Raw genomic sequence first — 18,093 nt, forward strand, 5'->3', positions numbered from 1 at the left:
ACAGCCGGACCGTGTCGGCACCTCCGCCGCAGGTGCCGACCTCGCTGCCCAGCGGCCAGCCTTCCTCCTCCGCGCGACTAACGCGGCAGCCGGACCCGGAAGACGCTGCCCCGGCCGACCTCGCTCTCGACGGTGATCCGGCCGCCGTGGCTCTCGACGATGTCCTTGGTGATGCTCAGGCCGAGCCCGGCGCCGGCGACGGCCCGTCTGGCGGCGTCCTCGGTCCGGAAGAACCGGGTGAAGAGCCGGAGGCAGTCGTCAGGGTCGATCCCGATGCCGGTGTCAGCGACCTGGAGGTCGACCCAGCGTTCGTCGCTGCCGAGCTGGACGGTCACGTGGCCGCCCGGCTCGGTGTACTTGATCGCGTTGGACAGCAGGTTGTCGACGACCTGCGCGATCCGCTGCGCGTCCAGGCTCAGCCGCAGCTCGTCGGTGGCCGACAGCACGAGCTCGACACCGGCGCTGTCGGCGACGGGCCTGGCCGCCTCGACCGACTCGACGACGATCGCCGACAGGTCGGCACTGGAGCGGTTGATGGGCATCGGACTGCCGTCGCGCTGCGCGGTGTCCAGCAGGTCGCCGATCAGCCGCCGGAGCCGCTCGGCATTGCGGTGCACGACGCGGAGCTGGTCGACAGCGTGCGCCGGCACCGCACCGTCCTCCTCGAGGATCTGCACATAGCCGACGATCGAGGTCAGCGGGGTGCGCAGCTCGTGGGAGACCAGGGCGATGAACTCGTCCTTCACCCGCAGCGCCCGCATGAAGTCGGTGACGTCGGTGTAGCCGAGCGCGGCGCCGGCGAAGGCACCTGAGTCGGAGCGCACCACCCGCGCAGAGACCGACAGCGCCCGGCGGCTCGCCGGGTCGGCACCGATCCACATCCGGAGGTCGTCGAACTCCTCGCCCGCGGTGGCCCGGTATGCCGGCATCTGCTCGCGGAGCATCGGCGTCCGGCCGTCCTCGTCGAACACGTACCCGAGCTGTCCGGCGCGGCCCGCGTGGCCGTCGGGGTAGCCGAGGGCCATGAACTCCTGGTGGCGCCGGTTCATGCCGACGTACTGCCCGTCGCGATCGAGCAGCAGCAGGCCGACGTCCACGGTGTCGAAGATCGCCTGGCTCACCCGGCGCTGGTGCTCGATGGTGCCGGCCTGCACCCGGACCTGGTCCATCCCGTCCGCGATCACCAGCGCCGTGACGAGCACGACCAGCGCGATGAAGAGCGTGCGCACCAGCAGGACCGCGTCCCCGTCCGTGTAGATCGCGCCGGGCACGACCAGAAAGAGCACGGTCGCGGCGCCTGCGACCACCGCGCCGAACCGACCCCACTGACGGCCCAGCCAGAGCGCCGGGAAGACCGCCAGCAGTCCATTGCCGCCTTCGGGAGCCAGCCGGCTCACGCCGATGATCGCGATGTCCGCGACCGGCAGGACCAGCGCCATCCGGGGGGCGAGCCGGTCCCACGGGACGGCGAGCCCGACGACGAGGAGCAGCGGCACGGACATCAGCGCGAAGCCCGGGCCGCAGACGAGACCGAACCAGGAGCCGAAGGTGACCCGCACGCCGACGTCGATGACGTAGAGAGCGGTGAAGACGAGTTGGAAGCGTCCGGGATCGGCCAGCCACGCCAGCGTCCAGCCGCGGGCGGGCGCCCTGCCCTCGCCGAGTCCGACCACCGCACCTCCTCTGCGTCGGCTGAACTGTGTCAGAAAGTCACGCGTCTCAGCCGAAGTTCGGCTGCGCCCCGCCGTAGCGACGGTCGCGGCCGGCGTACAGCTCGATCGCCTGCCACAGGTGACGACGGTCGACGTCGGGCCAGAGCACATCGGTGAACACGAGCTCGGCGTACGCCGCCTGCCACAGCATGAAGTTCGAGAGCCGCTGCTCCCCTGACGTGCGCCAGATCAGGTCGGCATCGGACTGCTCCGGGACGTAGAGGTGTCGCGCGAAGGTCTTCTCGTCGACCTTCTCCGGGTCGAGCCGACCGGCTGCGACCTCGCGGGCGATGCTGCGCGCCGTGTCGGCGAGCTCGGCGCGGCCTCCGTAGTTGACGCACATCGTGAGCGTGAGGACGTCGTTCCTCTTGGTGAGCTCCTCGGCGACTTGGAGCTCGCGGATCACCGACTTCCACAGCCGCGGCGCCCGGCCGGCCCAGCGGACCCGGACGCCCAGCTCGTGCATCTCGTCGCGACGCCGGCGGATCACGTCGCGGTTGAAGCCCATCAGGAACTTGACCTCGTCGGGCGACCGGCTCCAGTTCTCCGTGGAGAAGGCGTACGCCGAGATCGCCTTCACGCCGATCTCGATCGCTCCCTCGACCACGTCGAAGAGTGACGACTCACCCTGCTCGTGGCCCTTGGTGCGGGGTAGCCCGCGCTCCTTGGCCCAGCGGCCGTTGCCGTCCATCACGACCGCGACGTGCCGGGGCACCAGATCCTTCGGGACCGCCGGCGGCCGGGCTCCGGACGGGTGGGGCGTGGGCTGACGGATGCTGCGCTTCACGGCAGGAGCCTAACCAGGACGCGGGGCGGCCTCAGGACGCGAGGCGGGCGATGTGGAGCGGGAGCACGACCCGGAACCGGCTGCCCCGGCCGGGCTCGCTGTCCACCTCGATCCGACCGCCATGGCTCTCGACGATGGACTTGGTGATGCTCAGGCCCAGCCCGATGCCCTGGATCGCGCGGTCGTGCGCCTCCTGCGCGCGGAAGAAGCGGGTGAACAGCTGGGACTGGTCGCTCTCGCAGATGCCGATGCCGGCGTCGGAGACGATGAGCTGGACCTCGGTCGCGCGGGCGCGCAGCTCAACTGCCACCTGCCCGCCGGCAAGGCTGTACTTGACCGCGTTCGAGACCAGGTTGTCGACCACCTGCGCGAAGCGGTGGGCATCGGCGTCCACCCACAGCACCGAGGGACACCTCAGCACCAGCTCGACGCCGGTCCGCTCGGCCGCGGGGCGCGCGGTGTGCACACAGTCACGGACGATCCCGCCGAGGTCGATCCGGGCGCGGTCGACCGGCATCGCGCCGTCCGGGTGCTGCGCCTCCTGGAGCAGGTCGGCGACCAGGCGCTGGAGGCGCTCGGTGTTGCGGGCGATCACGGTCAGCTGTCGCATCACCCGCTCGGGCAGATCCTCCTCGTCCTCGAGCAGGATGCTGACGTAGCCGACGATCGAGGTCAGCGGCGTACGCAGCTCGTGCGACACCAGGGCGACGAACTGGTCCTTCACGGCCAGAGCCTGCATGAGGTCGGTGATGTCGGTGCCCGCCAGCGCCGCACCGAGGAAGCCACCGGACTCGGTCGCGGCGTGGCGGGCGGAGACCGACACGGCCCGCCGGGTGCGCGGATCGGCCCCGCACCACATCCGGAAGTCGTCGAACTCCTCGCCGCGCGCAGCCCGAGCGCTCGGGATCTCGTCGGGTCCGAGCGGGGTGACGCCGTCGGCCGCGAACGTGTGGCCCGGCCAGGCGAGCCCGCTGCCCTCGGGGAGGCTGAGCGAGATGAAGTCGCCGTACCGCTGGTTCATGGCGCGCAGCTCGCCGTCGTGGTCGAGCAGCATCAGCCCGACGCCTGCGGCGTCGAAGATCGCCCGCGAGGTGTCCTGGTGCGCCTGGATCGTCTCGAGCGCCCGAGCCAGCTCCCGCTCGCCACGCTCCGCGCGGGCCTGCGCGGAGCGGGCCACGTCCAGGCCGCCGGAGATCGCGAGCGAGCTGACCCCGGCGATGAACGGGATCATCACGAGGTAGGTGAGAGGTGCACCGCCGACTCCGTGGACCAGCAGGCCGGGGACCGTGATCAGCAGGGCGCTCGCGGCCACCGACGCGAGGGCGCCCCACTCGCCGTACCGACGGCCGAGCCAGAGCGCGGGGAGCACCACCAGCAGCCCGAGGCCGCCGTCCTCGCCACTGAGCAGGGCGACCCCGACGATGCCGATGTCGACGGCAGCGATCACCGGGATCGTGCCGCGCCGCCACCTGGCCGGCACGCACCCGACGACGACGGTGAGCGTCGCCGCGAGCGCCAGGGCGGCCATCAGCCAGCTCCCAGGCGAGTCCGGGACACCGCCGAGGACCCGGAGCCCGGCCTCGGCGACCAGCAGAACGGTGAAGCCCAACTGCAGCACGCGAGGGTCCGGCTCACCGCGGAGCCACATCAGGCGCCAGGCGGTGGCGCCGGCTGTGCGCATCATGCTCACGCGATCCTCCTTCTCAGAACGCGAGTCGGGCGACATGGAGAGGCAGTACGACGCGGAACTCGCTGCCCCGGCCGAGCGCGCTGGCGACCTCGATCAGCCCGCCATGGCTCTCGACGATCGACTTGCTGCTGGAGAGCCCCACCCCGACGCCTTGGATCGCGCTCATGGTCGCCTCCCGGGTGCGGAAGAACCGGTGAACAGGTGGTCCTGGTCCTCGGCCCGCCCTCTGAACCCGGTGTACTTGATGGCGTTCGACACCAGGTTGTCGACCACCTGGGCGAGGCGCTGCGGGTCACCGATGAAGGCGATCGCGTCCGGGGCGCCGATCTCGAGGACCACACCGGCGCGGGTCGCGCTCGGGCACGCGCCCACCAGGCTGCCGTCCGAGTGCTCCACCCGACGGGCCGAGATCGACATGGCGCGGCGGCTCGCCTCCACCCCACCGGTCCAGACCTTGACGTGGTCGAACTCCTCGCCGGTCGGGCGCGCGCGGTCGGCACGTCGTCGATGGCCATCCGGACCGCGCCGCTCTCGTCGAACACCCAGCCGTCGACGACGTTGCCGCCTGGGTAGGCGAGCTCCGCGAACTCGGCCAGCCGGTGGTCCCAGCACAGATGAGCGATCACCCATCTGCACCGCCGAGTCCAGCCCCGCACCTGGTCCTCCCCCGCTCCTGACACCGTGACGATCGGCAGACGGCAGCGGGAACTGAGGACTGCGGGTCAGCGCTCGACGTACGCCAGCGACCTGAGCGCGCGCTCGAGATGCCAGGCGAGGTAGGCCGCGACCAGCGTGCTCGCCTCCTTCAGGTGCCGAGGGTGTGCGGCGTCCACGACCGGCCAGTCACCGGTCAGCAGGGCAGCGAGCAGCGCGACCGTCTCCGGCGCCGGGTTGGCCGACCCGGGGACCCGACAGGTCGCGCACAGCACACCTCCCATGGAGGGGTTGAACCACCGGTGCGGGCCAACCTCCCCGCACCGGGCGCAGTGCTCGAACGACGGGGCGTAGCCCGCCACCGAGAGCGAACGCAGCAGGTAGGAGTCGAGGACCTGTCCGGGGCCGTGCTCGCCGGCCGTCATCGCCCGCAGACCGCCGACGAGCAGCAGGAACTGCTGGACGGAGGGCTCGCGCTCCTCGGTCACCAGCCGGTCGGCGGTCTCGAGCATGACCGTGCCCGCCGTATAGCGGTCGTAGTCCAGCCCGAGGCCCTTGGCGTACGGCGTGATCGTCTCAGCCTGGGTGATCGTGTCGAGGTTGCGTCCCTCGGCGAGCTGGAGGTCGACGTAGGTGAACGGCTCCAGCCGTGACCCGAAGCGCGACGTCGTACGGCGTACACCCTTGGCGACCGCCCGCACCCGACCGTGCTGCCGGGTCAGCAGCGTGATGATGCGGTCTGCTTCACCCAGCTTGTGGGTGCGCAGCACGATCGCCTCGTCGCGGTAGAGCACCCACCCATTCTGCCCGGGCCGGTCAGGATCCGGCGCGTCGGCGGCGGCGTGGCGTGCGCCAGCACTGGGTCGCCAGGTCGAGTGCTGCCTGGTCGAGCCGGTGCGGTCGCAGCCGCCACTCGAGCGGCGTACGAGCCCGCAGGAGGGTGGCTCGCGGCAGCTCCCCCGCGAGCATCTCCGCGTCGGCGAGCGGACGCATCAGGTCGAGCGGGTGTCCGACGACCAGAGCGGGTACGTCGATGCGGCGCCGCTCCCGCGCCGACGGTGCCGCGCGCCCGAAGAACAGCCCGTGCAAGAGCGCGGCGACTGCGCCGGGCCGCTGGTCGCAGGTGTCGAGCGCGATCCCGGCCCAGAACGGCACGATGCCGCGGGGCACCGGACGCGTCGCCCGGCGCAGGGCCGTCACGGCCAGCGGGAGGAACCGCGCCGTGAGCAGCAGCGGCCCGAACGTGAGGATCCCGGACTCCACGCCGTTGTCGAGGATGGGCGCCTCGAGGATCAGCCCGCGCACGCGCTCCGGGGCGATCGCGGCCGTCTCGAGCGCGACGTTGGCACCGAGGGAGCTCCCGCCGACCACGGCCTGGGGCGCGCCGAGGTGGTCTAGCAGGGCCACCACCTGCTCCGCGAAGGCCGTGACCGAGTAGGCCTGCGGGTCGGCCGGCCGGTCCGAACGACCATGGCCGAGCGGATCCAGGGTGACCACGTGCAAGCCCTGGGCAGCGAGGAACCGGGCGAGCGGCTGCTGCATCCGCCGCGGCAGCAGCTCGGCAGGCACCAGTACGACCCAGGCGTCGCCGTCGCCGTACTCGGTGAACTCGAGGCGGTCGCGTCCGACGTCGGTCTCCATGAAGAGCTGCCCGATCCGCTCCGACACCAGCATGTTCACCAGATTAGAGTGCAACACTGCCGCCATGTGGAACTCGGCCCGCGGCCAGCTGAGCCTGCCCGAGGCCTTCGTGGTCCTCGGCGCCGTGCTGGGCGCCGGGGTGCTGGCCATCGCGTCCGCACCCGAGGGGTCGACCATCGCGATCTGGTGGCCGGCCGCGGGCATCGGCGTGGCGCTCCTGGCGCTGACGCCACGGCGCTGGTGGTGGTGGCTGGTCCCCGGCATCCTCGCGATGACCGCGGCCGCCAACCTGATCGAGGACCGCCCCCTGGACCTCGCGCTCTGGCTGGGGGTCGCCAACGCCAGCGAGGCGCTGGTGGCGGCAGTCTTCCTGTGCTGGCGCCGACAGGGCCCTCCCGAGCTCGCCGGGTTCGACGTGTTCGTCCGCCTGCTCGTCGCCGCGCTCCTGGGTGGCATCACGATGGCCACCATCGCGGCGACCGCGATCGCATTCCTGGTCGACGGCTCGTTCCCACAGACCCTGCGCTCCCTGTCCCTGTCGCACGCTGCCTCGACCCTGGTGATCCTGCCGATCGTGATGGCGCCGCCGATCCGGCGGCCACGTCGGCTCGCCTGGGAGCTGCCCCTGCAGCTGGGCGTGCTGATCGGGGTCACCGCGCTGGTCTTCGCGCCCAACCAGACCTTGTCGCTGGAGTTCCTCCCGCTCCCCCTCCTGATCTGGGCGGCGCTGCGCTTCGACCTCGGCATCGTCGCCTGGGAGCTCGCCGGATTCGCAGTCGTGGTGATCCTGCTGAGCTCGTTGGGGCACGGGCCCTTCGGGTTCGACTTCGAACGCGGTGAGGTCAGCGCCCTCGGGCTGGGCGCGGTGCTCCAGGCCTTCCTGCTCGCAAGCGCCCTGATGGCCCTCCCGCTCGCCATCAGCGTCGAGCAGCGACGCCGGCTGCTGCAGCGCATCAGCAGCAGCGAGAAGCTGACCAGCGCCACCCTCGACACCACGGCGGCGATGATCCTGGTGACCGACCTGTACGGCGAGGTGGTGCGCGTCAACGGCGCCACGGCCGCGCTGACCGGGTTCGCCGAGAGCGAGCTGGTCGGCCAGGAGGTCTGGGACCTGCCGCTCGCGCCTCCGGGCTCGTCCGGCTACCCCGCAGGCCTGCCCGACGAGATGAACGCCCAGGTCAGCCGCGAGACCGACGTGGTGACGAGCAGCGGCGACAAGCGACGGGTGATGTGGAACACCAGCTTCGTGCTCGACGAGCGCGAGCGTCCGACGTACGTCGTGATCACCGGCACCGACCTCACGCCCGAGCGGACCGCAGCCGGCCTCACCCGGCACCTGCTCGAGGCCGCCATCACGACCGCCATGATCGGCATCGACCCGCACGGCCGGATCAGCCTCTTCAACGCCGGCGCCGTGAACCTGCTCGGGTACGACGGGCAGGACATGGTCGGCACGTCGTTCGTCGACCTGCTCGATGTCGACCAGGTCGCCCAGCGCTGCCACGGCGCGACCGGCGAGGCGGCGTTCCAGAGCCTGGTCGCCGGCATCGAGAGCGCCGGTGCGACCCCGCCGCGGGACTGGACCTGGACCGGCATCGACGGACGTCGCCACACAGTCTCGATGACGATCAGCATCGCCGCCGACACGTTTGCGGCGCGGTTCGGCTACCTGTGCGTCGCCCGGGATGTCACAGAGGCTCGCGCCAGTCAGGAGATGCTGATCGCGGCCCTGGAGAAGGAGCGGCTCGCCGTCCAGCGGATGAAGGACCTCGATGAGGCGAAGAACGAGTTCGTCTCGACGGTCAGCCACGAGCTCCGCACCCCGGTGACCAGCATCGTGGGCTACACGGAGATGCTCGAGGACGGCTCGCTCGTCGACCCGGCACCCGAGCAACGTCCGCTGCTGCAGAGCATCGCCCGCAACGGCCAGCGGCTGATCCTGCTCTGCGACGACCTGCTGACGCTCAGCGGCATCGACTCCGGTGCCGCCCGCTGGGAGCGCAACGCGGTCGATCTCTCCGCGATCCTGGCCGGTGCCGAGGATGCCCTGCGCGCCCAGCTCGCGGGCCGGCAGCTCGACGTTGTCGTGATGTCCGCCGACGCCCCGATCCCGGTGCTCGGCGATCGCGTCCAGCTCGAGCGGGCGCTCACCAACCTGCTGAGCAACGCGATCAAGTTCACCGAGGACGGCGGCCGGATCGAGGTGTCGGCGAAGGTGCACGGAGGCGAGGCCTGGCTGACGGTCTCCGACACCGGGATCGGCGTCCCGGTCGAGGAACAGGAGGGCCTCTTCCAACGGTTCTTCCGCTCCTCCACCGCTCAGGAGCGCGCGATCCAGGGCACCGGGCTGGGGCTGTCGATCGTGGCCGCGATCGTGGCGACGCACGGTGGGCAGATCGACGTACGGTCCGCGCACCTGGAGGGCACCACGTTCACCATCAGGTTGCCGCTGGCGCGCGGTTGACCGTACTGGTCACGGTTGCCTCAGGAGACGTGTAGCACGGTGCCGAGGGCCAGGCACGCGGACTGCGAACCCTGGTGGAGCTCCCCCGGCGAGACGGTCGCCTGCAAGGCGTACCAGCCGATCTGGTCGACGTAGGGGTACAGGGTCACCGAGGCGTCGCCGTTCATCTTCTGGTCCACCGAGGTCGCGATGGCTCCCGAGCAACCCGCTGCCGTCAGCTCCTGCTGCGTCGCGTAGGGACCGCGCACGTTCACGCTCACGTTGACCGCGGGGTAGCGGGGCAACCCGGACAGGCTCACTCGGACCTCCGCGTTGCCGGGCTGCATCTCCGGGTTCAGGGCGGTCAACGCGACCTTGGACACCGCCTTGACCGTGGTGATCGCCCCACATGCTGTGACCGGCAGGGCCGTGGCGGTGCCGTCGACCGCCACCCTCCAGACGTAGTAGCCAGGAGCCCCGGGCACCAGAGACGGCAGGGTGTAGGCGCCGTCGACGCTCACGGTCGTGCTGCCGGCACCGACCGTCGAGCCCGCACACTGGGCAGCGGAGGCTGAGCCGAACGGTCCGTGGAGGGTTCCAGTCGCGTCGCGCGGCGTGCCGTCGCCGGTCACGGTGGCGGTGACCCGCGCCGGCGAACCTGTCAGCAGGGTGTCGGGGCTGGCCCTGAGAGCGAGCGTCTGCGGACCTCGTACGGCGGCCCGAGTCCTGGCGGCGAGCGTCCTCCGGACCCCGCCTTCGGCAGCGGAGGCCTCGTCCTGCCGCACCGGGAGCCGCAGGTGGATCCGGTGCTCGGGAACGTTGCGGACCGTGGCCGTCACGCGCTGCCATCCCGACTGGAGCTCCGCGAACCGCCCCACCGCCTTGCCGTCGTCTCCCGTGATCGCGTCGATCGCCGTGGCGCCGGCGGCGAGGGTCACGGGCAGTCCGGGGGCCGGCCTGCCGTGGCCATCGACGACGGTGACCGTGGCCGTGACCGTGCCGCCGACGTCGGCGCTCGTCGCGCTCACCCGCGCCCGGTACCGTCCCGCGTGGCGGCGCGACTGGTCGAGCATGATCCGTGCGAACCGTCGCACCGTCGCCGACTCGGGCGCCTGGCGGATGCGGCGCGCACCTCGCTCGCCCGTGGTGGCCCAGCGGCCACCGACCACGAGGGCGTAGACGCTCACGTCGACGGCGGCGGCCTGCGCGGCATCGCGGTAGCCGCCGTACTTGGACAGGATCCAGGCCGCGCGCTCGGTCTCTCCGTGCGTCGCGCCGCGCCGACCGCTGAGGTCATCGACGACGCGAGCCCGCTGGTAGCCCCGGCGGTTGACGTCCTTCGTGGGGGTCGTCACGAAGACCGGCCTGCCATCGACCAGGTATCCACCGATCCAGCTGCCGTCGGCACGTCCGTCCTGGGTGATCTCGTAGCCGGCCCACCGCTGGGGGGTATCGGGTCGGGCGACGGCGCCCATTGGTGCGACGCTCACGAGGAGGGCGGCGGGCAGAGCGACCAACAGCGCGGTACGGCGGACGCTGGCACCGGTGGTCTTCGCCATGGCTGCCTTCCTCAGCCCACGGGAGTCTCCGGCACACTGCCGGGGTCGATGGGCCGACCCGTGGGTCTGCCTTCTGGAGAGTTGTCGGATGGCGCGCTGTGGTGGGGTTGCTGGCTCGGAACGGGTGGGTCGGTCGCGCTCGACTGGCTGGGGCTCGGAGTCGAGGACTCAGGGGACGCCGGCGCCGTGACCGTCGATGCGGGACCCGCCGCCTCGCGCGGGCCGTCAGCGTCCACCGAGGCGGGCTGGCCGGGTATCCGCAGCCGCCCGCTCACGGTGGATGCGACCGACGAGCTGGCCAACCATCGGTAGCGTCCCGGATCAAGGCCGTCCAGCTCCAGGACCCGACCGCGTGCGCTGCGCACCAGCAGCGTGCGCACGACGCCGGCACCGGCTGGTCCACGCACCTCGAAGTGGACCAGGGCGGGCCGCAGGGTGGTCCGCACCAGGAAGGCGGCAGAGCCGACCGCCGCATCGACGGGTCGCACCACCATCTGTCCGGCCCGGATCGCGCCCTCGGCCCGGAGCACGCGCATCGTCGACAGCGACGGGCCGCCCGAGTCACTCACGTCGCCACCGTCCTCGTAGCCGACCCCGGCCACCGCGAGCGCAGTCGCCAGGACCAGCGCCGCCACGCCCAGGAGCCGCACCACCGCGCCGCGCGCGCCCGTTGACCCAGCCGGCTCCTGCCGCGGCCCCGGGATCGCCGCCCTCGTCCGGACGGGCGGGAGAGCGGCGACGACGACGTCCGGTGCCATCCCGCGCTGGTGGCCCACCGTCGCTGCCTCGCGAGGGGCGGTGGAGCCTGCCTTGAGGACCGGCTCGATCAGGTCCAGGATCGCGCGCGACGGCGGGGCGCCGAGCTCGTCCCTCACGGCGTCGCGGTAGCGGTCGAACTCCCGTCGCGCGCTGCCGAGGTCGCCGCGGTCCAGGTGGGCGCGGATCGCGAGCTCACCGGCCGACTCCAGCAGCGGGTCGATGTCGGTGGCCGCGTGCGCCGCGTCGACGGTGAGCGCCAGGTCTCCTGCCTCCAGGGCGTGCCGCGCGATCCGTTCGAGCGCCTTCACCCGCAGCTGCTCGAGGCCTTCGCGCTCGTGGAGGACCCAGTCTTCGTACCAGTCGGGGAGAAGCTCCTCCCCCACCAGCTGCCTGACGAGCGCCCCAGCCTCGCCCTCGGCGAGCGCGCCCTCAGTCGCGGCAGCGGCCCGCCGTACCTCGTCGACGTCGACGTCGACGTCGGGGCCCAACCCGATGGTGAGTCGGTCGGCCTGGAGCAGACCGGGACTGCGCTCCTGGGTCTGGAGGACGGCACGTCGCAGGCTGGCCAGCGCTCGCGCGTCTGTGCTCTCGGACCAGAGGACGCCGGCGACGTGCAGACGGCTGCTCCGACCGCTCAGGCCGAGCAGCGCGATGAGCCGCTCCTCGCGGTGGCCCAGCTCGACGCACTCAGTGTCGACGGCGAGCTGCCAACGACCCAGCAGGCGCAGGCGGCAGCGCCGCGTCTCTGCCCTGCTGTGCTCAGGCATCTCTGCCTCCCCGAGACCCTGGAAAACTCACAGTGGTGCCACACCGATGGCTCCGCCGGAACGGAATCGTTCAGGATGCCAAGAAGCGGCTCATCCACGGCCGAATCCGCAGCGGATATACCCAACATTGGGCGGACGGCAGGCCGTGACCGACCGACGGGACGGCTCGTCACACCGCGGTCACGCTGATGTCACGGGGGGCTCGCTCTCATGTGGCCCTCATTCCATCGCGCCACGGGGGAGGTGAAACCAATGCGCAGGGAACTGACCATCGCAGAGCTCGAGAGCGAGCACACAGAGCTGCTTCCGACCCGGGAGACGCTCTTCTTCGGCAACACCAACTGGGCGTCGGTCATGGCGTCCAACTCCTCGCTGGCACTCAATGCGGCGTCGTTCGGCTCCGTGGCCCAGAGCGCGGCTACCCAGTCGATCACCGTCAGCCAGGGCTGACGCACCACGCGTGGCCTCCCGTTCGCCGGGAGGCCACGCCTCCACCGATCCCTCACCCGCGGGAAGGAGGTGAACCGGGATGTCTCGTCCAGAGATGGCCATCGCAGAGCTCGATGCGCAGACAGCCGTGCCGCTGCCCCGCCGCGAGACGCTGAGCTGCCAGTTCGCGTGCGTCAACGTCAACAACGTGGTCGGCGTCAACCTCGCGATCGCGATCAACGCTGCCACCGTCAACTCGCAGGCGAACGCGCTCGCCATGCAGTACCTCGCCTCCGTCCACGTGTCGTGATCCAGCGCCTGACTCCGATCAGGCGGTGGGTGTGTTGCTCTGGCGCACCCGCCGTCCTCACCCTTCTCCACTCCAGAGCACACCAGAGCGATGAACCCAACGACTGCAGATCACCTCGCCGACCCACCGCCCGCCACGAAGCCGCGATGGCGTCGGGCGCTGGGTCTTCAGTTCCTGGGACCGGTCCAGGGATCAGGACTGCGTGATGTGTCCTACCTGGTGCGCCGGAGCGACGACCAGGTGGTGCAGCTGTCCGAGCTGCTCCATCTGGTCGTCGTCCACGCGGAGCCGCCCCGCCCGGCGGCGGAGGTCGCGGCCGACGTGAGCGCGTCGTACGGACGCACCCTCACGGTCGAAGGCCTCGAGCACCTGGTCACGACCCGCCTCGAGCCCCTCGGCCTGGTGCTGTCCGCGGACTCGGAGGACGTGGCCCGGCCGGTGCGCGCCAATCCGATCCTGGCGCTGACCGTGAAGGCAACCCTGCTCCCGGCGCGGTGGAGCAGGCGCGTGGCAGCGGTGCTCAGCCCGGCCTTGTGGCCGCCCCTCGTGCTCGCCGCCCTCGTCGGGCTGGTTGTCGCCGACATCGCGCTGCTCACCAGCGGTGGCTTCTGGCCGGCCGTCACCGAGGTCTTCGCCTCGCCGACCTTGGCGCTGGTGATCTACGCGCTCCTCACCCTGGCCGCGGTGGTCCACGAGCTCGGCCACGCGGCAGCGTGCCACTACGGCGGGGCCGATCCGGGCGACGTCGGCGTCGGCATCTACATCGTCTTCCCGGCCTTCTACACCGATGTCACCGACTCCTACCGGCTGAGCCGTGGCGGGCGGGTGCGCACCGATCTCGGTGGCCTGTACTTCAACGTCCTGACAGTCCTGGTCCTGGCGGCCGCCTATGTCGCCACCGGCAACGGCGTGCTGCTCCTCACCGCGCTGGTGCTCCAGGTGCAGATGCTGCAGCAGCTCATCCCCGTCGTCCGGTTCGACGGGTACTACGTCGTGTCCGACGTGGCCGGCGTGCCGGACCTCTTCGCGAGGGTGGGCCCGGTGCTGCGCAGCCTGCGTCCCGGTCACCCCGTCGACCCCCGGGTGACCGAGCTCCGTCCCTACGCACGGCGCTTCGTGGCCGGCTGGGTGCTGGTCACGGTCCCCCTCCTGACATTCGCCGTCGGCTGGACGCTGTGGAGCCTGCCCGAGTTCATCACCCGGGCACGCGCGGGCATCCGCCTCCAGCAGATGGTGTTCGACCTGGCGTGGGAGCTGCGTGACTGGTCGGCCATGGCCCTCGCGGTCATCTCGATCGCGCTGATCCTGGTCCCGCTGGTGGGTACCGCCATCGTGCTGTGGCGGGTCGCCGCCTCACTGACCGATCTCGCTCGCAACCGGATGGCCGCACGAGCCCGGGCCTGGGAGGACCGCGTGATCGGGGATCCTGGCGTCCGCGGGGCCCCGGCTGCCGACCCACCCCCCGTGCTGTCGGCCGCCGACTTCACCGACGCGATCATGTACCAGCCACGACCCCCTACCCCGGGACGCGGATGGCGCCGCGCCGTCTACGACGGCAGCGGACACCTGCTCAACCCGGGTCCCAGCGTCGTGGAGCAGCGCCGTCACGAGCTGGAGCGGCGCCTGCGCACGCCCATCACCGACTCGCGCCGGGTCGTGGTCATGAGTCGCAAGGGCGGCGTCGGCAAGACGACCATCTCCCTGGCCCTCGGCAGCACGTTCGCCATGCTGCGGGGCGATCGGGTGATCGCGGTCGACGCCAACCCCGACGCGGGCAACCTCGCCCACCGGGTGGCGCCACCGCACGGCCGCACCATCACCGACGTGCTCCGGGAGATCGACACCATCACCAGCTACGCCACCCTGCGCTCCTATACCGCCCAGGCGGAGGAGTCACGCCTCGAGGTGCTCGCCTCGGACGACGACCCGCGCATCTGGACGGCACTGGACCGCAACGACTACCACCGGCTGATCGAGCTCCTCGACCGGTTCTACAACCTGATCGTGCTCGACACCGGGACCGGGATCCTCGACAGCGCCAACCAAGGGCTCCTGACGGAGGCCGACCAGATCGTGCTGGTGGTGCGCTCGGGGATCGACGGGGGCCGCGCCGGCGCACTCACCCTGGACTGGATGGACGAGCACGGCTTCGAGGACCTCGTGTCCCGAGCGGTGGTGGTCGTCAATGCGCAGCGCAGCGGGGCCGCCCCGCCCGATCTGATGCGCCGCCACTTCGAAAAACGATGTGGCCACGTGGTGACCGTCCCCTGGGACGACGCCCTCGAGCAAGGAGCTCTGACCGACATGTCATCCCTACACCGCAAGACCCGGGACAGCCTCGTCGGCATCGCCGCCGCCGTGGCCGACAACTTCGTCCAGATGGGCGATCGACCGTGAGCGGGGCGACGACGCGCCGCCGCGCCGTGACCTCCGTCGTCATCGCCGCCCTCCTGGTCGGCGCCGCCGGGAGCACCTCGGCGCCAGCGGCCCATCCGGACCCGGCGGTCCGCGACCTCGATCTCGTGGCGAGCGCCAATCCCACAGCGGCCGAACCGGTCGTGGCAGACGACGCCTTCGCCGACGACGGCGTGTTCCCGCGCCGTACGGTCAAGTCGGACGTCGCCGCGACCGGCTCGGCGACCTGTGACGGCTGCGACGCGACGAGCACCGCCTTGCAGGTCCTCTACGTCAACCGTGGCCGGCAGGCCCGTCTCGACAACACCGCCGCCGCCTGGACCCAGGCCTGCACGGACTGCGCCGCGAGGGCGCTGTCCGTGCAGGTCGTCGTCCTCCGCGGCGTGCCGTCGATCGTGCCCAACAACCGGGCCCTCGCCGTCAACGCGGCATGCTCGTCGTGCCAGGCGACCGGCGTCGCCTACCAGCTGGTCGTGGCCTCCCGCCGGGCAAACCGGCTCTCCGGCGGCACGCTGGCCGAGCTCCGGGCGTGGGTCGCCGAGCAGGCAGCAGCACTCAGGGTCCCCGAAGCAGCGCCACCGTCGCGCCTGAGCCAGAAGAAGGCGGACCGGCGAGCCCGACGGGTCGCCGTCTCGGAGCTCGCCACGCTCGAGGACCTCGTCACCGACGACCTGGACGCGGTGACGGTCTCCGCCGACGTCGAGCTCAACCGCTGAGCGAGGCGATCAGGCGCGGTTGACCGCGCTGATGACCGCCTTGAGCGACGCGGTGACGATGTTGGCGTCCACGCCGACGCCCCAGTAGACCTGGTCGCGGACCAAGCACTCGACGTACGCCGCCGCGAGGGCGTCCCCGCCTGCGGAGAGGGCGTGCTCGGCGTAGTCGAGGACGCGGACGTCCCACTCGTGCGGCAGCTCGTTGATCGCGCTGACGAACGCCGCGATCGGGCCGTTGCCCTCACCGTGCAGCGACTGGATCTCGCCGTCGACGTAGACGTTCACGTCGAGCGCGTCCTTCTCGCCGGCAGCCGACGACGTGTGCACCGAGTTGAGCTTGAGCGGGGTCTCGCGGTCGAGGTACTCGCTCGAGAAGACCTCCCAGATCGCGTCCGGCGTCATCTCGCCGCCCTCGGTGTCGGTGCGCTCCTGGACGACCCGGCTGAACTCGATCTGGGCGCGGCGCGGCAGGTCGAGCTTGTGCTCGGCCTTGAGGATGTAGGCGACGCCGCCCTTGCCGGACTGGCTGTTGACCCGGATCACGGCCTCGTAGGTGCGGCCGACGTCCTTCGGGTCGATCGGGAGGTACGGCGCCTCCCACGGCAGCGAGCCGACCGGCACGCCCAGCTCGTCGGCCTGACGGTCGAGGTCCTCCAGACCCTTCTTGATCGCGTCCTGATGGGATCCCGAGAACGCCGTGTAGACCAGGTCGCCGGCGTACGGATGGCGCGGGTGGACCGGCAGCTGCGTGCAGTACTCGACCGTGCGCCGGATCTCGTCGATGTCGGAGAAGTCGACCATCGGATCGATGCCCTGGCTGAAGAGGTTCATGCCCAGCGTCACCAGGTCGACGTTGCCGGTGCGTTCGCCGTGCCCGAAGAGACAGCCCTCGACGCGGTCGGCGCCGGCCATCATCGCGAGCTCGGTCGCGGCGACCGCCGTACCCCGGTCGTTGTGGGGGTGCAGCGAGATGACGGTGTTCTCGCGGCGGGTCAGCTGCCGGCTGAACCACTCGATCTGGTCGGCGTACACGTTGGGCGTCGCGGACTCGATCGTCGCCGGCAGGTTGAGGATGATCTCGCGACCGTCCTCGGGCTGCCACACATCGGACACCGCCTCGCACACCTCGAGCGAGAACGGCAGCTCGGTGCTCGTGAAGATCTCCGGGCTGTACTCGTAGCCGATCACCGTGGTGTCGAGGTAGTTCTCGACGTTCTTCATCACCAGCCCGGTGCCCCGGACCGCGATGTCCTTGATCTCGTCCTTGCTGGCGCGGAACACCACCCGACGGAAGAGCGGCGCCACCGCGTTGTAGAGGTGGATGTTGGCGCGGGGTACGCCGACCAGGGACTGCACGCTGCGCTCGATCAGGTCCTCACGCGCCTGCGTCAGGACCGAGATCGTCACGTCGTCGGGGATGTGGTCACCCTCGATCAACTGGCGTACGAACGAGAAGTCCGTCTCGCTGGCGCTCGGGAAGCCGACCTCGATCTCCTTGTAGCCCATCTTCACGAGCAGCTCGAACATCTTCATCTTGCGCGCCGGGCTCATCGGGTCGATCAGCGCCTGGTTGCCGTCGCGCAGGTCGGTCGAGAGCCAGCGCGGCGCCTCGGTGATGACCTTCGACGGCCAGGTGCGGTCGGGCAGGTCAATCGGGGGGAACGGGCGGTAGCGCTCGAACGGCATGCCGCTCGGCTTCTGCTGGGACAGGTTCGTCGGAGACGTGGTCATGGGGTCCTCGCTGGGTCTGTGTGAGTGCGGGGCCGGCGCACGCAATCACTCCGCAGCGAGGGGGTCCGGCTCTGGCTCAGACCTCGCTGCGGCAGCGAAGGAGAAGCTGGCGCATCATCATGACGACCCTCACCCTAGCCCACCGCTCCGTCCGCTGACACGACGATCCGGATGCTGGCGGTTCCCGCCGGTGTTGCGGCGCTTGTTCTCGAGAGGGGAGATGATCGAGGACGGGCTGACAATCGAGGACGGGCTGGCATGGGTGGCGGGCCTCCTCCACAGGGCGCCTTGGCGGCACCCACGTTTCGGTTGTTCGAACGTTCGTGCGGGAATCTCGCACGAACGTATGAACAACGCGGAGGGGATTCAATTGGCTGTTGCAACGAGCCCCGTGTTGAGTGCCTGGCCGGGAGTCTGCCCGTCGAGGGTCTTGCGGGGGCGGGTGATCTCGGCGGTGTGCCGACCCGGGAGCGGTGCGAC

The 18,093-nt window shown here is 71.1% G+C and carries 14 protein-coding genes and 1 pseudogene; 5 read left to right on the forward strand and 10 right to left on the reverse strand.

Annotation, left to right across the window (positions count from 1 at the left end; all coding sequences use genetic code 11):
- Positions 1-77: 77 nt before the first annotated feature.
- From ABEA33_RS20700 to ABEA33_RS20730, 7 genes and pseudogenes are all read right to left on the reverse strand, one after another.
- Positions 78-1,673, reverse strand: a complete 1,596-nt coding sequence (locus ABEA33_RS20700) for a sensor histidine kinase (protein ID WP_345528880.1) — start codon at positions 1,671-1,673, stop codon at positions 78-80.
- Positions 1,674-1,719: 46 nt separating this feature from the next.
- A complete protein-coding gene (locus ABEA33_RS20705; RefSeq protein ID WP_345528881.1) occupies positions 1,720-2,499 on the reverse strand; it encodes an isoprenyl transferase in 780 nt (259 codons plus the stop codon).
- A 31-nt stretch (positions 2,500-2,530) separates the two neighbouring features.
- Positions 2,531-4,183 carry a sensor histidine kinase gene (locus ABEA33_RS20710; RefSeq protein ID WP_345529094.1) on the reverse strand — a complete coding sequence of 551 codons (1,653 nt, stop codon included), beginning with the start codon at positions 4,181-4,183 and terminating at the stop codon, positions 2,531-2,533.
- Between the two features lie 19 nt (positions 4,184-4,202).
- A pseudogene (locus tag ABEA33_RS20715) lies at positions 4,203-4,364 on the reverse strand (ATP-binding protein); the annotation flags it as partial.
- On the reverse strand, positions 4,352-4,606 hold the full coding sequence (locus ABEA33_RS20720) for a hypothetical protein (RefSeq protein ID WP_345528882.1): 255 nt from the start codon (positions 4,604-4,606) through the stop codon (positions 4,352-4,354). The gene ABEA33_RS20720 and the pseudogene ABEA33_RS20715, both read right to left, overlap by 13 nt.
- A 305-nt stretch (positions 4,607-4,911) precedes the next feature.
- Positions 4,912-5,637, reverse strand: a complete 726-nt coding sequence (gene recO / locus ABEA33_RS20725) for a DNA repair protein RecO (RefSeq protein ID WP_345528883.1) — start codon at positions 5,635-5,637, stop codon at positions 4,912-4,914.
- Between the two features lie 22 nt (positions 5,638-5,659).
- The gene (locus ABEA33_RS20730) at positions 5,660-6,517 is read right to left on the reverse strand and encodes an alpha/beta fold hydrolase (protein ID WP_345529096.1); all 858 of its coding nucleotides are present in this window, start codon (positions 6,515-6,517) and stop codon (positions 5,660-5,662) included.
- Positions 6,518-6,548: 31 nt separating this feature from the next.
- Between ABEA33_RS20730 and ABEA33_RS20735 the strand changes: the two genes are divergently transcribed.
- Positions 6,549-8,948 (forward strand): ATP-binding protein, encoded by a 2,400-nt coding sequence (locus ABEA33_RS20735; protein WP_345528884.1) that lies wholly within the window; start codon positions 6,549-6,551, stop codon positions 8,946-8,948.
- A gap of 20 nt (positions 8,949-8,968) precedes the next feature.
- On the opposite strand, the gene ABEA33_RS20740 is transcribed toward ABEA33_RS20735, so the two are convergent.
- Both ABEA33_RS20740 and ABEA33_RS20745 read right to left on the reverse strand, forming a co-directional pair.
- Positions 8,969-10,486 carry a hypothetical protein gene (locus ABEA33_RS20740; RefSeq protein ID WP_345528885.1) on the reverse strand — a complete coding sequence of 506 codons (1,518 nt, stop codon included), beginning with the start codon at positions 10,484-10,486 and terminating at the stop codon, positions 8,969-8,971.
- A gap of 11 nt (positions 10,487-10,497) precedes the next feature.
- The gene (locus ABEA33_RS20745) at positions 10,498-12,012 is read right to left on the reverse strand and encodes an AfsR/SARP family transcriptional regulator (protein WP_345528886.1); all 1,515 of its coding nucleotides are present in this window, start codon (positions 12,010-12,012) and stop codon (positions 10,498-10,500) included.
- 252 nt (positions 12,013-12,264) lie between these two features.
- Here ABEA33_RS20745 and ABEA33_RS20750 point away from each other — a divergent pair, with 252 nt between their 5' ends.
- The 4 genes from ABEA33_RS20750 (at position 12,265) to ABEA33_RS20765 (ending at position 15,882) form a co-directional block, all read left to right on the forward strand.
- Positions 12,265-12,462, forward strand: a complete 198-nt coding sequence (locus tag ABEA33_RS20750) for a hypothetical protein (RefSeq protein WP_345528887.1) — start codon at positions 12,265-12,267, stop codon at positions 12,460-12,462.
- Positions 12,463-12,541: 79 nt separating this feature from the next.
- Positions 12,542-12,751 carry a hypothetical protein gene (locus ABEA33_RS20755; RefSeq protein ID WP_345528888.1) on the forward strand — a complete coding sequence of 70 codons (210 nt, stop codon included), beginning with the start codon at positions 12,542-12,544 and terminating at the stop codon, positions 12,749-12,751.
- 90 nt (positions 12,752-12,841) lie between these two features.
- Entirely contained in the window at positions 12,842-15,148 is a 2,307-nt protein-coding gene (locus ABEA33_RS20760) for a nucleotide-binding protein (RefSeq protein ID WP_345528889.1), read from the forward strand.
- Positions 15,145-15,882, forward strand: a complete 738-nt coding sequence (locus tag ABEA33_RS20765) for a hypothetical protein (protein ID WP_345528890.1) — start codon at positions 15,145-15,147, stop codon at positions 15,880-15,882. Before ABEA33_RS20760 ends, ABEA33_RS20765 begins: the two co-directional genes overlap by 4 nt.
- Before the next feature lie 9 nt (positions 15,883-15,891).
- Here ABEA33_RS20765 and leuA read toward each other — a convergent pair whose 3' ends face one another.
- On the reverse strand, positions 15,892-17,613 hold the full coding sequence (gene leuA / locus ABEA33_RS20770; RefSeq protein ID WP_345528891.1) for a 2-isopropylmalate synthase: 1,722 nt from the start codon (positions 17,611-17,613) through the stop codon (positions 15,892-15,894).
- Between the last annotated feature and the right edge of the window lie 480 nt (positions 17,614-18,093).

The organism is Nocardioides endophyticus (assembly GCF_039543845.1).
Classification (GTDB): Bacteria; Actinomycetota; Actinomycetes; order Propionibacteriales; family Nocardioidaceae; genus Nocardioides; species Nocardioides endophyticus.